At 76.1% G+C, this 14,630-nt stretch carries 11 protein-coding genes; 4 read left to right on the top strand and 7 right to left on the bottom strand.

Annotated features, from left to right (window positions below; all coding sequences use genetic code 11):
* Nucleotides 1–155: 155 nt before the first annotated feature.
* Nucleotides 156–1,034: a D-alanyl-D-alanine carboxypeptidase family protein gene (locus MW084_RS23990; protein WP_010472152.1), complete on the top strand. Its 879-nt coding sequence runs from the start codon at nucleotides 156–158 to the stop codon at nucleotides 1,032–1,034.
* A gap of 207 nt (nucleotides 1,035–1,241) precedes the next feature.
* On the opposite strand, the gene MW084_RS23995 is transcribed toward MW084_RS23990, so the two are convergent.
* The 5 genes from MW084_RS23995 to MW084_RS24015 all read right to left on the bottom strand — a co-directional run bounded on the left by MW084_RS23995 (nucleotide 1,242) and on the right by MW084_RS24015 (nucleotide 8,239).
* Entirely contained in the window at nucleotides 1,242–1,415 is a 174-nt protein-coding gene (locus MW084_RS23995; protein WP_010472154.1) for a CsbD family protein, read from the bottom strand.
* Nucleotides 1,416–1,646: 231 nt separating this feature from the next.
* Complete coding sequence (locus tag MW084_RS24000; protein WP_275563777.1) at nucleotides 1,647–3,578, bottom strand: helix-turn-helix domain-containing protein; 1,932 nt, start codon at nucleotides 3,576–3,578, stop codon at nucleotides 1,647–1,649.
* 101 nt (nucleotides 3,579–3,679) lie between these two features.
* Nucleotides 3,680–5,053, bottom strand: a complete 1,374-nt coding sequence (locus MW084_RS24005; protein WP_010475727.1) for an MFS transporter — start codon at nucleotides 5,051–5,053, stop codon at nucleotides 3,680–3,682.
* Between the two features lie 469 nt (nucleotides 5,054–5,522).
* Complete coding sequence (gene lanL, locus MW084_RS24010; RefSeq protein ID WP_010475729.1) at nucleotides 5,523–8,054, bottom strand: class IV lanthionine synthetase LanL; 2,532 nt, start codon at nucleotides 8,052–8,054, stop codon at nucleotides 5,523–5,525.
* Nucleotides 8,055–8,056: 2 nt separating this feature from the next.
* Nucleotides 8,057–8,239 carry an SflA family class IV lanthipeptide gene (locus tag MW084_RS24015; protein ID WP_010475731.1) on the bottom strand — a complete coding sequence of 61 codons (183 nt, stop codon included), beginning with the start codon at nucleotides 8,237–8,239 and terminating at the stop codon, nucleotides 8,057–8,059.
* 884 nt (nucleotides 8,240–9,123) lie between these two features.
* On the opposite strand from MW084_RS24015, the gene MW084_RS24020 reads away from it, so the two are divergent.
* On the top strand, nucleotides 9,124–9,456 hold the full coding sequence (locus tag MW084_RS24020; RefSeq protein ID WP_010475734.1) for a DUF3140 domain-containing protein: 333 nt from the start codon (nucleotides 9,124–9,126) through the stop codon (nucleotides 9,454–9,456).
* Nucleotides 9,457–9,671: 215 nt separating this feature from the next.
* Here the strand turns inward: MW084_RS24020 and MW084_RS24025 are convergent, their stop codons facing one another.
* Together MW084_RS24025 and MW084_RS24030 are read right to left on the bottom strand one after the other, a co-directional pair.
* Nucleotides 9,672–9,899: a hypervirulence associated TUDOR domain-containing protein gene (locus MW084_RS24025; protein WP_010475737.1), complete on the bottom strand. Its 228-nt coding sequence runs from the start codon at nucleotides 9,897–9,899 to the stop codon at nucleotides 9,672–9,674.
* A 516-nt stretch (nucleotides 9,900–10,415) separates the two neighbouring features.
* Nucleotides 10,416–11,147: an ABC transporter ATP-binding protein gene (locus MW084_RS24030; protein WP_010475739.1), complete on the bottom strand. Its 732-nt coding sequence runs from the start codon at nucleotides 11,145–11,147 to the stop codon at nucleotides 10,416–10,418.
* A 1,023-nt stretch (nucleotides 11,148–12,170) separates the two neighbouring features.
* On the opposite strand from MW084_RS24030, the gene MW084_RS24760 reads away from it, so the two are divergent.
* Together MW084_RS24760 and MW084_RS24390 are read left to right on the top strand one after the other, a co-directional pair.
* The coding region (locus tag MW084_RS24760) for an FtsX-like permease family protein (RefSeq protein ID WP_476718381.1) at nucleotides 12,171–12,532 on the top strand (362 nt) is incomplete at its 3' end.
* A 1,693-nt stretch (nucleotides 12,533–14,225) separates the two neighbouring features.
* On the top strand, nucleotides 14,226–14,630 hold the full coding sequence (locus tag MW084_RS24390) for an FtsX-like permease family protein (RefSeq protein ID WP_338057725.1): 405 nt from the start codon (nucleotides 14,226–14,228) through the stop codon (nucleotides 14,628–14,630).

Raw genomic sequence — 14,630 nt, forward strand, 5'->3', positions numbered from 1 at the left:
CCGCCGCCGGGGCGGGAGGCGCGGGGAGACCGCCGGCGGAGGAAAAGCCTCCCGCCGTACATCCATGGGGCCGGTTCGTGAGTCTGACGATGCAGCGGCCTCCGCAGAAGGGCCGCACCTCAGCTGCAGTCGGAGAACCCACTTTGAAAACCGGCATGAAGAACACGCGTCGCGTGACCGTGGCCTGCGTCACCGCGGGGACCATACTGACGGGCGGGGCGTTCGCCGCCCCCGCGCAGGCCGCCACTCCGAAGCCACCCGCGATCGTCGCCAAGGGCGGCTTCGTCATGAACAACGGCACCGGGACGGCCCTCTACACCAAGGCCGCGGACACCCGGCTCGCCACGGGCTCCACGACCAAGATCATGACCGCCCAGGTGGTGCTCGCGAAGGCGAACCTGAACCTGGACGCCAAGGTCACGGTCCAGAAGGCGTACAGCGACTACATCGTCTCGAAGAACGCCTCGTCGGCCCGCCTGATCGTGGGGGACAAGGTGACGGTGCGGCAGCTGCTGTACGGGCTGATGCTCCCGTCGGGTTGCGACGCCGCGTACGCCCTGGCCGACACCTACGGCACCGGCTCCACCCGGGCGGCGCGCGTGAAGTCGTTCATCGGCCAGATGAACGACACCGCCAGGCGCCTCGGCATGAAGAACACGCACTTCGACTCCTTCGACGGCATAAGCAGCGGAGCGAACTACTCGACGCCGCGCGACCTGACGAAACTCGCCAGCAACGCGCTGAAGAACCCCACCTTCCGCACCATCGTGAAGACGCGGTCCACCACCCAGAGGGTCACGACGAAGAGCGGCGGCTACCGCAACATGTCGTGGACCAACACCAACAAGCTGCTCGGCACCTACTCCGGAGCCATCGGCGTGAAGACCGGCTCCGGGCCGGTGGCGAAGTACTGCCTGGTCTTCGCCGCCACCCGGAACGGCAAGACGATCATCGGCACGGTCCTGGCGTCCTCCTCCGAGGCGAACCGCACGGCCGACGCCACCAAGCTGCTGGACTACGGCTTCAAGAGGTAGGCGCCTCCGGCGTCCCGCAGGCGGGGGCCGCCCGCGACCTTCACGGTCGGGGGCGGCCCCCGTCGCCGCGCACACCGGCGCGCTTGCCCGGGGCCGGACCGCCGGAGGCCCTCGCGGCGTCTCCTCGCGAACTCCCGCCGTTCACACGGGAAGGGCCTTCCGGAACAGGAAGGCCCTTCCCGTGTGAACGGCGGGGAGAAGAGGAGATCAGTGCTTGAAGGCGTCCTTGGCCTTCTCCTTGGCCTCGCGGGCGTCGCCCGTGCTCTTCTCCGCCTGCCCCTCGGCGGCCATGCGGTCGTTGCCCGTGGCGCTGCCCAGGGCCTCCTTGGCCTTGCCCTTGGCCTGCTCGGTCTTCGCCTTCGCCTTCTCGCCGGCAGTCATCGAAAACGCCTCCTCGTGGATTTTGTGCCGCTTTCGCGGTAATCGCCTCGTGCCCCCGAACCCCTCCGGCAAACCGGGCGGACACGGACGGGGGGAAGGCAACGGCGGGGGCGGAAGCCGGGNGGGAGGCCGGTGAGCGCGGTTCCCCCGCTTCCCGTTCCCGTTCTTCCGGCACCGGCCTCCCACGGCGCCGGTGCCGGTGCCGCCGCCGAGGCACCGGGCGGGCCGCTCTCACCGCCCCGGGGCGTGGACGAGCCGGTGCAGGCGCAGCGCCAGCTGGATCTCCAGGGCGCGGGCGGGACTGTTCCAGTCCGGGCCGAGGAGCCGCGCGACGCGGTCGAGGCGCTGGACGACCGTGTTGACGTGGACGTGGAGGGACTCCTTGGCGCGGGAGAGGCTGGTCCCCCGGTCGTAGTAGGCGTGCAGGGTGCGCAGCAGTTCGGTGCCGCGCTCCGCGTCGTAGGCGAGGACGGGACCGAGGACCCGTTCGACGTACGAGCCGATGTCGGCCCGGTCGCCGAGCAGGACCCCGACGAAGCCGAGGTCGGCGGTGTCGGCCCCGTCCCCGGCGCGGCCGAGGGCGTGGAGCGCCGTGAGGCAGCGCACCGCCTCGGCGTGGAGGGCGGCGTGCTCCTCCGGGCCGTGCCCGGGGCCGGCCGCGCCGACGGTGACGGGGGTGCCGAGGGCGCGGGTGAGATCGGCGGCGAGACCGCGGGCGAGGGCGCCGGGCCGTTCGCACGGCGCCAGCAGGACGGTGCGGCCGTGCCGGGTGCCCGCCAGGCCGCCGAGCCCGCGGGCGGTACGGGCGGTCTCCGCGGAGAGCCGGGCGCGCGAGGCCGGCGCGCAGTCGAGGACGGCGACGGCGTGGGGCCGGGCCAGGTCGACGCCGAGGCGCCGGGCCCGGAGGGTGTGGCTGCCCCCGTCCCAGTGGGCCGAGGAGGCGGGCCCCGCGAGGAGGTCGTCGAGGAGTTCGCCGCGTATCCGGTCCTCGGTCTCGGCGACCGACCGGCGCATCATCAGCAGCATCGCGGTGACGAGCGCCGCGCGTTCGAAGAGGCGCCGGTCGGCCTCGGAGAGGTCGCCCCGACCGGTCAGCACGATGCCGCCCAGCGGTTCGGCGCCCGCCAGCACGGCACAGGTCCAGACGCCGTCCGCGCGGACCGCGCGGCCGTCGGCGCGCGAGGCCGCGAGGTCCTCGGCGCGGGGCGCCGCCGGTTCGCCGCCGGTACGGGCCAGTTCGCTGCCGTCGATGTCGTGGACGGCCACCTCGCCGCCGAGCAGCGAGGCGATCTCGGCCGCCATGTCGTCGACGCCCGCGCCGCGCAGCACCAGCCTGGTGAGGCGGTCGTGGGCGTCGGAGGCCCGGCGCAGCGCCTCGCTGTGGGCCCGGGCCGTCGCGTTGGCGGCTTCGAGCCGGGCGAGGGCGCTGCGGGTCTCCTCCAGGAGGCGGGCGCTGTCGATCGCGACGGCGGCGTGGTCGGCGAGCGAACCGAGCAGGGCGATGGCGTCGGGGGTGAAGTCGCGCGGGAAGCGGTTCCCCGCGAACAGCACCCCGATGACCTCCTTCCCCACCCGCAGCGGGACGCCGAGGATGCCGCGCAGCCCCTCCTCGGCCACGCCGTCGTCGATGGGCCCGGTGTGGCGGTACCGCCGGTCGGTGCGGTAGTCCCTGCTGGCGTAGGGGCGCGCGGTCTGCGCGACCAGCCCGCCCAGCCCCTCTCCCATGCCCAGCCGGAGCTGCTGGAAGGCCGCCGAGACGGACCCGTCGGTGACGCGCATGAACGTGGCCTGCTCGGCGGGGTCGTTGAGGGTGAGGTAGGCGACGTCGGCGCCCAGCAGCGTCCTCGCCCGGCGGACGATGGCGCGGAGCACGGCGTCCAGGTCCCGCAAGCCCGCCAGGTCCCCCGCGGTGTCGAACAGCGCGACGAGTTCCGCCTCCCGGCGGCGGTGCTGGTCCAGTACGCGCCGTACGGACAGGGCCGCCTCGGTGGCCTCCTCGACGAGGGCGACGTCCGCCGGGGCGGCCCCGCCGGCCCGCGACCGGGCGGGCTGGGCGGCGAGCTCCTCGGCGGGGGCGCCGGCGGCCAGGAGGTCCAGCAGGCGGCGGGCGGCCGCCTCGGCGGGTGAGGACGCCTCGGCGTCGGTCCGGTGGCCGTCGGTCATGGGGCCTCCTCGCGGGCCGTGTTCGTGGTCGGTCGTGGCGCCCCGGTCCGCCCGGCCCGCCCGTGCCGCGGCGGCGGACCGGGCGGGCCGCGGGCGCGGCGCTACCCCGGTCCGCCCGCGCCGGCCCGGAGGGCGGCCGCCGGCCCCTCGTCCCGCGGGCGGGCGAGGTCGCGGCCCCGGGTCTCCCGGGCGACCGCCACGGTGACCGTGGTGACCACGGCGGCCAGGCACAGGTAGACGCTGACGGGGAGGGACGAATCGTAGTCCTTGAGGAGTTCCACGGCGATGACGGGAGCGAGGGCGCCGGCGACGATGGAGGCGAGCTGGGAACCCATGGAGGCCCCGGAGTAGCGGACCTCGGTGTCGAACATCTCGGAGATGAACGCGGCCTGCGGCCCGTACATCGCCCCGTGCAGCAGCAGGCCGGCGGTGACGGCCAGCGTGATCACGGCGAACGACCCGGAGTCGACCAGGCCGAAGAACACGAACGCCCAGACGGCCATCCCCGCGGAGCCGACGAGGATGACCGGACGCCTGCCCACCCGGTCGGACAGCGCCCCCCACAGGGGGATGGCGAGGAAGTGGACGGCGGAACCGATGAGGACGGCGTTCAGCGCGGTCCCCTTGGGCAGTTCCAGGTGCACGGTGACGTACACCAGCAGGAACGAGGTCAGGACGTAGTACGAGATGTTCTCGCCGAAGCGCGTGCCGATGGCGCAGAGCACCTCGCGCCGGCTGCGCCGGAACACCTCGACGACCGGCACCGTCTCCTTCGCGCCCCGCGCGGCCGCCGCCTCGGCCCTGGCCTGCGCCTCCAGGAACACCGGGGACTCGGACACCGAGACCCGGATCCACAGGCCGATCACCACCAGGAGCCCCGACAGCAGGAACGGCACGCGCCAGCCCCAGGACTGGAAGGCCGCGTCGGACTGGAACGCGGCGAGCAGCGCCAGCACGCCGGTGGCGAGCAGGTTGCCGCCGGGAGCCCCGGCCTGCGGCCAGGAGGCCCAGAAACCGCGGTGCTCGTCCCCGCCGTGCTCGGAGACGATCAGGACCGCCCCGCCCCACTCGCCGCCCAGCGCGAAGCCCTGGACCAGGCGCAGCACGGTCAGCAGGATCGGCGCGCCGACGCCGATGGTCTCGTACGTGGGCAGCAGCCCCATCGCGAAGGTCGCGCCGCCCATCATCAGCAGACTGATCACCAGCAGCTTCTTGCGCCCGACCTTGTCGCCGTAGTGCCCGAAGACGATGCCGCCCAGCGGCCGGGCGACGAACCCGATGGCGTACGTGACGAAGGCGATCAGCGTGCCCACCAGCGGATCGGCGCTGGGGAAGAACAGCGTGTTGAACACCAGGGCGGCGGCCGAGCCGTAGAGGAAGAAGTCGTACCACTCGATGGTGGTGCCGATGAGGCTGGCGGCGACGATGCGCTTGAGGCTGGACGGGGCTGGGGGAGCGGTCGCGGGCGACGGCATCGGCACCACTTCCTCGTGTGCGATGGGGACGGTTGCGTGTCGCCACACCGTAGGAACGCCCACGCCGGAGGCGTATGTGATGGGGCGCCACAGTTGTCGGCGCAAGTGTGTCCACCATCTACACCCCGGACGGCGGAGCCGCCCGGCACGGGGCCGGGGGGCGGTGCGCCGCCACGCGGCGGCCGGAGGCCTCGGCGGCGGTGACCACGGCCACCCCGTGCGGTCCACCGCGAACTCCGGCACCCGGGGCGTTTGCGGCGCGCGGACCGTGCGGGCGGCGCCGGCCCGGCCCCGCGTGCCGCCCGCCCGGGCCACCGGGCCCCGGCGCCTTCCGGGAAGCGGCACGTACCCCTTGGGGCCCCGCCGTCGCACACGCCCGGGCAGGGACCCGCAGCCGGGCCGGGAGCCGGCCGTGCCCGGCCCGGCACGACCGGCACGGCGCGGGCGGCCGCGACGCGGGCGGCAGCGGTCAGGCGACGAGGCCGAGCCGCGGGCCGCCCCGGTCGCGCAGGCGCCGGAAGAAGGCCAGCACGCCCGCGGAGCCCCCGGCCCAGGTGGCGCTCGGCCCGGTGAGACCGGTGTCCGGGAACACGGGCCGGGACCAGGTGCCGCCGCTGCGGCTCAGGATGAGCAGGGCGACGGTCTCGGCCGCGTCCCGGAACTCCTCGGACGCGGACGCCTCCGCGACGTCCACCATCAGGTCGCCCACCCCGGCCAGTCCGCAGCACTGCGTGACCAGCGGCATCCGCGGCGCCAGGGCGGCGCAGGCGCGCGCGGCCCGCCGGGCGAGGTCGAGGTACCCGGGCTCACCGAGGTGGCCGGCGGCCCGGACGAGCACGCTCCCGATACCGGCCAGGCCCCGGCACCACGAACCGTAGCGGCGCGTCGCCCCGGGCTCCGAGGCCGCGGCGATGATGTCCGGTGTCACGGCGGCCAGGCGCGCGGCGGCCTTCCCGGCGCGGCCGATCGTGTCCGGGTCGCCGGTCGCGGCGCCGTATTCGAGCAGGAAGCAGACGACGCCCGCCTCGCCGTGCGCGACGCCCTCGCGGAGTGCGGCGCTGCCGGCCGTGTCCGGACCGGCCGGGGCCAGCCGGGCGGTGCCCGACGCCAGCATCCGGTCGCAGTCCGCGGCGACGGCGAGGTGCCGGTCCGCGATGTGCCGGCGACCGGCCCGGAGGGCGTGCCGGGCGAGCAGCAGCCGGCCGAGGCCGACCCCGGCGGCGCCCGCGATCAGATCCGCCTCCGGTGGCCCGCCGTCCGGCGCGCGGCCCGGCAGGACGGGGTGCCCCGGCCGCGCTCCGGCCTCAGCTCCCGCCTCCGCGAGGAAGAGCTCGACACCGGTGCGTCCCGTGTAGAGGCCGGGCGGCAGGTTCCTGGACTGCTCCGCCGTCCACCGCGCCAACGCGGTGACCGCCGCACGCACCTGGGGCCGGTGCGTGTGGTGGAGGAGTTCCAGCCCGAGTCCCGAACTGCCGCCGTAGACGTCGATCGACGTGGGGACGTTCCGCCGTGCGGCCCGCACCGGGTCCGCGATCGCGTGCGCCTCGCCGGCGCAGAACGCGGCCGTGTGCTCGATGACCTCGTCCAGCAGGGCGTCGTCGATCCGGGGGCGCGCGGGCCGGCGCGCGGTTCCGGTCGTACCGGTGCGCAGGCGGTCGGCGGCGGCGGTCCGCACGTCCGGGTCGAAGCTCAGCAGACCGGTGATCGCCGACCGGATCCCCCGGTGGGCGCGCCCGGGCAGCGCCCATGCCAGGCATGCCAGGGTCCGGTCCCGGTTGACGCCGTGGTCGGCGTCGACGATCACCGGGTCCATGCCGGTGGCGGCGAAGAAGAGGGTCGCGCCGAGGGCGTAGTGGTCGTCGGCGGGGGCGGCCGGTCCGGTCGCCCGCAGAACCGGCTCGCCGTATCCGGGGGTCGCCCCTCCCGGCCCCACGCCGTTCCACTCGCTGATCCCGAAGTCGACCACGTGGCAGTGGCCGGGACCGGAGTCGTCGAGTACGACGTTGTCGGGCTTGAGGTCGCGGACGACCACGTTCCGGCCGTGGACCGCGTCCAGGACGCGCAGGAGCCGGGAGGCGAGGGCGGACAGGGCGCGCGCCGGCCGGGCGCCGCCGTCCCGGTAGGGGCCGTTCCGCAGGACCTCCCTGCGCAGGTCCCGGTCGCCGCAACTGCTCGTCACCAGGTACTCGTCCGACCGGTGGGCGAAGTAGTCCAGCGCTCGGGGCACGCCCGTGACGCCGTCGAGCGCGGCGAGGACCGTGCGTTCGTTGCGCAGCCGGTGGCGGGCGTCGCGGCCGGACTCGTCCTCGCCCACGAAGGCCCTCGCCTGCTTGACCACCACCGGCCGCCCGAGGGCGTGGTCGACCGCGCGGTAGACGTTGCCCCGGGCCGCGCGCGCGATGCCGGCGGTGACCGTGTAGCGCCCGCCGCCGAAGCCGGGCGCGGACGGCTCCCGATCCTCTCCGGAGCCGGTAGCGAAGGGGTCCTCGGCCCAGGGCGGGCACCGGTAGCGGCCGACGGCCAGACCGTCGAAGACCCGGCCGTCCGGCCCGGTCATGACGGATTCGAGGCGCCCGCTCCGGCCGGTCCGGTAGTCGCCCGTGAAGGGGCCGTACCGGTAGTAGACCGGGGCCTCCGGATCGACCCGCCGGTCGCTGACGACCCGCGGGCCCTCCCGGCCGCGCAGTACGGCGACGAGTTCCCGGGCGACCTCGGCGACCGTGCCGGCCGGGGGGTAGACGGTGATCGCCTTGCCGACGGATCCGGCACTCACCGTCCCGGAGTTGAGGCGGCGCAGCGTTCGGGGGTCCCGGGCGAACTTCGCGTGGCAGACGTGCCGGGACAGCACCGGCAGGACGAGCCGGATCACGGCGTCCAGGTCTCCGGGACGCGCCGAGACGTGCAGTTTCCAGCCGTGTTCCATCGCCGGCATCCGCGGATCGCTCAGGTACGACCACATGTCGTCGGACCAGCCGCTGCGGCCGGCGATGGAAACGGCCACCGCTACGAGTTCAGGTCGCAGGCGAAGCGGGTGGTGGCGGTCACCCAGGGGTCGGCGAGGCACGCCGTGTGCTCGCGGTCGCCGCGGTCGTCGTCCTCGAACGCGATCGCCTCGTCGTCGATCTCCAGCGGACCCGCGTCGCGGAATCCGTCGGCTTCCAGAAGATCCGGCACGGCTACGGGCATGTGACGCCTCCAGGGTGTGTCGTGCGTTGAGGAGCGGAGAACAGCGGACGCGGGCCGGTGGGCCCGTCGAGGCCGGGAACCCGCCGCCCAAAGGTAGGAAGCGGCCCGGGTTCTGACAAGGGGTCAGGTGGCACTCCTCTCCGAGGCGCCACCGGAGGCCGTGCCGCTTCCGCCCCGGGACCTCCCGCCTGCGGGTCACACGTCGGCGCGGACGGGGATGCGTGGGAGCCCCCCGGAACGGGTGGGGCCGCTCGAAGCGGGCCGCGATCCGGAAGCCTCCCGCGCGCCCCAGGTATCGGGGTCACCGATATGCGGTCGGCCGCCCGTACCGGACGTGGACAAACGCACCGCGGGTCCGCTCCGCTGCGGGCCGGACGCGATCGTGAGCATCGGCCACGGGGAACGGCCGCGGCGGGTCCGCCCGCCGGCCGGTCGGGAGGCCCGGTGTCGTTGGCGTTGGCGTTCGCCGCGACGGCGGATTCCCCGACCTCCTTGCCGACGCGGTCGAGCCGCCGGCCGTGCACGGTGCGGACCGCGCCCGTGCCGGCCCGCGCCCCGGCTGCCGCGACTGCGGCATCGCCGGGGTCCGCGTACGAGTCGGTCGCGCCGTGAAGACCATGGGACGAAGCCGCCGCCCCGGCGGGCCTTCCCGGTCGGAACGACCGGCCGCCGTCGCCTGGCCGGTGCGCTCACCCGGATCGACGCACGACCGGCAGGCAGCCACCCGGTGCCGGCGCGGCCGAGCGGGGCGGCATCCGGCCGCACGGCCCGCCCGGCCGCCCGGCCCGCCCGGTTTCGAGCTGCGGTGCGGGTGTGCGGCCCCCACCCTTGAACGAGACAGGACCCCGCGACGGCGCAGGGCGGAGGAGAGGACGTGGTGCCGCATGCAGGACGACGAGCGGAAAGAGACCTGGGACGAGTTCCGCGACCTGGTGAACATGTCGCCGGCCGAACTGGAGAAGTGGCTGGCTTCGCAGGAGTCGAAGGACGCCGGACAGCACGCGGACGGCGGCGAGTCCACCGGGCACGCCTCCGGTCGGCGCATCCTGGACATCCTGCGGACGAAGAAGGGCGACCTGTCGGACGACGACTACCAGCACATGCGGAAGGTCGTCGGCTACATCCGGCGGCATGTCGCCCAGCGCCCCTCGGGCGACGTCCGGGACACCCGGTGGCGGCATTCGCTGATGAACTGGGGCCACGACCCCCTGGAGTGATCGCGTTCGGTCACCGCCGGGGGAGGGCACGCACGGTACCGGTGCGTCGCCCACAGGTGACCGAAGCCCGGACCGGGCGGACGGCCGCCCTCGTGCGCGCCCTGCCGGCTCCTGCCGTGCGACCGTCACGCACCGGCGGTCCGGCTCCGGCGGGCCGGCAGCGCCCGGCGGCCGTACGCCGACACGTCCGCGAGCGTCCGCCGGCCGGTGCCGTGTCACTCCTTCTTCAGCGCGGAGGGCTTGTGCACCGCGGACCTGCCCGACTTGTCGCTGCGGACCTGGTACTGCGGTTCGTCCGGCGACGCGTCCACCGTGCGGCCCGCCGCCTCCGTCCGTTCGGTGATCTCCTTCTCCACCTCGCCCTCGACCCGGCTGCCGTGGCTGCGCCAGGCCACCTTGTCGCCCTTCTTCGGCTTCCCGCCCTCACCGCGGTTCTTCGCCATGCCGGTACTCCCGTCTCGAGGACACGGGCGGCAGCCGATGCCGCCACTCTTCCAGCGTGCGGGCCGGCCGCCCACTTCGCATGGGGGACCGGTGAGGCGGGGCGGCCGACAGCGACCGCGGCGGTCGCTCGCCCGGTGACGGGGGCAGGGGTGCTCGCCCGGTGACGGGGGAGAGGGCTGCTCGGCCGGTGTCGGCGTCCTCGCCTCCCCGGCGCCCTCTCCTTCACACGGGCACCCCGGCGCCGCGCGCCCGCGCGGGGCGGCGCCGATCCGGCGGGAAGGCCAGACCGCCTGACCGACCGGGCGGACGACGACGGAGCGACCTCGACGCCGGCGGGCCGGCCCACGGCCCGCAACGGTCCCATGGAGCCGGAACGGCCGGCCGCGAAGCGGCCCGCGGCCCGCCCGGCCCGTGTTCCGCCGGGGACACCCCGGCGCCCCGACCGGGGGTTCACCGGTGCGTCAGCGCCCTGCCGCACCCCGCTCCAGGCCGGTTGCGGCCGTGGCGTCGCCCTCTCACCGCTCGACGACCACTCCGTCGTCCAGTTCCAGCACCCGGTCGGCCAGGCCGAGGAGTTGGGGATCGTGGGTGGCGACGAGGGCCGTGACGCCCTCGCTGCGCACCACGGCCCGCAGCAGTTCCATCACCGCCAGGCCGGTGGCGGCGTCGAGCTGCCCGGTCGGCTCGTCGGCGAGGAGCAGGACCGGGCGGTTGGCGAGGGCCCGGGCGATGGCGACCCGCTGCTGCTGGCCGCCGGACAGTTCGGCGGGCCGCTGCGCCTCGTGCCCGGCCAGGCCGACCAGGGCCAGCAGCAACGCCACCCGTTCCTCCCGTTCGCGCACCTCGGCCCGGCGCAGCCGCAGCGGCACGCCCACGTTCTCGGCGGCGGTGAGGATCGGGATGAGCCCGAACGACTGGAAGACGAACCCGATCCGGTCGCGGCGCAGTGCGAGCAGCCCGCTCTCGTCCAGCGTCGACAGGTCGGTGCCGTCCACGACCACACGGCCGCCTTGCGGGGAGTCCAGGCCGCCGATCAGGTGCAGCAGCGTGGTCTTGCCCGAGCCCGAACGGCCCCTGAGGGCGACGAGCTCACCGCGCCGGACGGTGAACGAGACCCCGCGCAGGGCGTGCACGGCGGCAGCGCCCGTGCCGTGGGAGTGGCGCACGTCCTCGACCCGGAGCATCGGCTCGCCCGACGGGCCTTCGGCGAGGGCGGTGCCGGCTTCCGGGCTGGTGTTCTCGGTCATCACCGCATCCCATACGGAACCGCCCGGATGGTCAAGAGCCCGGGAACCCCACCTCGAACACGTGTACCGCGCCGTCAACCCCGTGATATGCATGGCTGATTCGGGCAGGGAACGGCTCGGCCGGCCGGGGCGGGGGGAACAGTGACGGGCTTGGTGCTGCAGCGCCTGCGCGCGCATCGGCTGCTGATCGCCGCCGCCCTGCTCGCCACGCTGCTGACCACCTCGGTGCTCGCCGCCCTCACGGCCTTCTCCGGCTCCCTCGGGGACGCCGCGCTGCGCTCCACGCTGGACGGCCGGTCCAGATCCGCCGCCTCCCTCGTGGTCGAGGCGGGCGTGCCCCGGCACAAGCGGGACGCGGCGCAGCGTGCCGTGGAGCGCGGGGCGCGCGAGGCGTTCGCCGGGCTCCCGGTGACCGTGCGGCGGCTGGAGCGGTCCGGACCGTACGCGCTGCCGCGGTCGCCGCGGAGCGCGGACACCCGTACCGGGCAGCCCGACCTGACGCTGCTCGCCGCCCTGGACCGGTCCCGGATCGACCTGGTCGCGGGCACGCTGCCCGGTGCGGCGCCGGCGTCCCGGAGCGGCGCCGTGCCCGTCGCCGTGCCGGAGCCGGCCGCCCACCGGCTGAAGCTGCGCCCCGGGGCGCGCCTGACCCTCACCGACCGGCTGGGCGGCGAGCCGGTGCGCGTACGGGTGACCGGCGTGTACCGGGCGGCCGACGGCTCCGACCCGTACTGGCAGGCCGACACGCTCGGCGGCCACGGGGTGCGCACGGGCGCCTTCACCACGTACGGGCCCCTGCTGGCCGACGCGGCGGTGCTCACCTCGGGCCGCGTCACGACGGGCGGCACCGGCTGGGTGGCGACGGCCGACCACCGCGGACTGACCACCGGCTCCCTCGGCGCCCTGCGCACGGCGACCGTGCGGGCGACCGCCCGGCTGCGCGGGGAAGCGGCCCTGGGCGGCTCGGCGGACGTGCGCACCGGGCTGCCCGAGGTCCTCGACCGCACCGAGCGGGCCCTGCTGGTGTCCCGCTCCACCCTGCTGATCGTCTCCCTGCAGCTGGTGCTGCTCGCCGGGTACGCGCTGCTGCTGGTGGCCCGGCTGCTGAACGGCGCACGGGCGGGCGAGACGCGGCTGCTGCGGGCCCGGGGCGCCTCACGGGGCCGGATCGCCTCGCTCGCCGGGCTGGAGGCGCTGCTGCTGGCGGTGCCCGCCGCGGTGTGTGCCGCGCTGCTGTCGGGGCCGCTGGCCCGGCTGCTCGCCGGGTGGTCCTCGCTCGACCGGATCGGACTGCGGCCCGGCACCGCCCCGTCGGGCGGGGCCTGGCTGGCCGCGGGCGGGGTCGCGCTGGCGTGCGCGGCGGCGGTGGCGGCGCCCGCGCTGACNGGGGCGNCGNNCGCGCCCGCGCGGCTGCGGCGGGTCCGGGCGGCGACCTCGGCCGCCCCGGTGCGCGCGGGCGCGGACCTCGCGCTGCTGCTGATCGCGGGCGTGGCGTACTGGCAGCTGCAGCGGCAGGCCGGCGGGGTGACCGGCCGGGACCGGGCCGGGCGGCTGGGCACGGACCCGCTGCTGGTCGCGGCACCCGCGCTGGCGCTGCTGGCGGGCACGGTGCTGACCCTGCGGGTCCTGCCGGTCGCGGCACGGTTCGCGGAGCGGTGGTCGGCGAACGGGCGCGGGCTCCCGGCGGCGCTGGCCGGCTGGCAGTTCAGCCGGCGTCCGCTGCGCGGCGCGGGACCGGTGCTGCTGCTGATCGTCGCCGTGGCGACCGGGATGCTGGCCATCGGCCACGGCGCGTCCTGGGACCGGTCGCAGCGCGACCAGGCCGACTTCCGCACGGGCGCCGCCGTCCGGATCCTGGACCCCCGACCGGGCAGCCCCGGGCAGACCGGGCTCTACGCGGCGCTGCCCCGGGCCCGCGAGGCCGTCCCCGCCCACCGCACCGCGCTGAACCTGTCCGGGGCGGGCGAGGTCACGGTCCTGGCACTGGACACCTCCCGCGCCGGGGACGTGGCGCTGATGCGCGGCGACCTCGCCGACGGGCCCCCGGGGGAGCTGCTGCGGGCCCTGGCCCCGCCCCCGCCCGACGACGACCGGGCCGTGCGGCTTCCCGACGGCACCCGGAGCCTCGCCCTGGACGTGCGGATCACCGACGAGCGGGCCGGCACGGGACGTTCTCCCTCGGGCCGTGCGCCCCAGCTGACGGTGGTCGTCGAGGACGGGTACGGCATCGCCTACCGGCTGGGCGCCGGGAACGTCCCGGTGGACGGCCGGACCCACCGCGTCACGCTGGAGCTGGACCGCACGGCGGCGGGCCGCCGCGCCGCGCCGGCCGGACCGCTGCGGCTGACCGGACTGCAACTCGACGACACCGTTCCCGCCGGCCGCGCCGAACGGCACCGCCTCACCGTCGAACGGATCCTCGCCGCGGACCGCGACGGCTCCGCGCGCACCGTGCGGACGGCCCCGGGGGCCCGCTGGCAGATCGGCCGGACCGTGACCCGCAACGGCGAGGTCCTCTCCCGCGCCTCCGCCGAACCGGCCGTGTCGGACACCGCGCCGCTGTCCCTGCCGTACATGACCGGAGCCGGCGGCGGCGACACCTACGGTGCGGTACCGGTGTGGACCGTGCGGGCCGACACCGCCGGGGCGCGGGTGCCGCCCGTTCTCGCCGCCGCGGCCACCCGGGACTTCCTGCGGGCCTCGGGTGCCGAGCCCGGCGACACCGTCGACGTCCCGCTGGCCGGGGAGCAGCTGCGGGTGCGGATCGTCCGGGCGGTGCGCGAACTGCCCACCACCGCCACCGACACCGCCACCGATACCGATATGGCCGGGCAGGACACGGCCGGCGGGGCGCTGCTGCTCGACCTGCGGGCCGTCGGCGCCGTACTGGCGCAGCGGGGCACCGCGCCGCTCACACCCACCGAGTGGTGGGTGGGCGCCGAGCCGGGCAGGGCCGCCGAGGTGGCCGCGGCGCTGCGGGCGCGTCCCGACCTGGAGGCGCAGCAGGTGCTGGTGCGCGACGAGACCGCGGCGGATCTGCTGCGCGACCCGCTGGGGGCCGGGCCGCGTGCGGCGCTGATGGCGGTCGCGGTGGCCGCCGTGGCCCTGGCCGCCGGGGGCTTCGCGGTGAGCGCCGCCGGGGCGCGGCGGGAGCAGTCGGCGAACTTCGCGGTGCTGCGGGCCCTGGGCACGCCCCGCCGGGACCTCGTCCGGCTCGTCGTGACGGAGCAGGGCCTGCTCGTGGGGGTCGGTCTGCTCGCCGGGCTCGCGCTGGGCGCGGTCCTGGCCCGGGCCGTGGTGCCGCTGATCGTGCTGACGTCCGCGGCCGCGCGGCCCGTCCCGCCCGTCCTGGTGGAACTGCCGGTGGGGCAGGTGGCCCTGCTCGTCGCCGGGATGGCCGCTCCGCTGGTGCTGATCACGGCCGCGTCGGCGCTGCCGCGCGCCGAACCGGTGGGCGCGCTGCGCCACCGGGGGGAGGACTGA

This window comes from Streptomyces sudanensis (assembly GCF_023614315.1).
Classification (GTDB): Bacteria; Actinomycetota; Actinomycetes; order Streptomycetales; family Streptomycetaceae; genus Streptomyces; species Streptomyces sudanensis.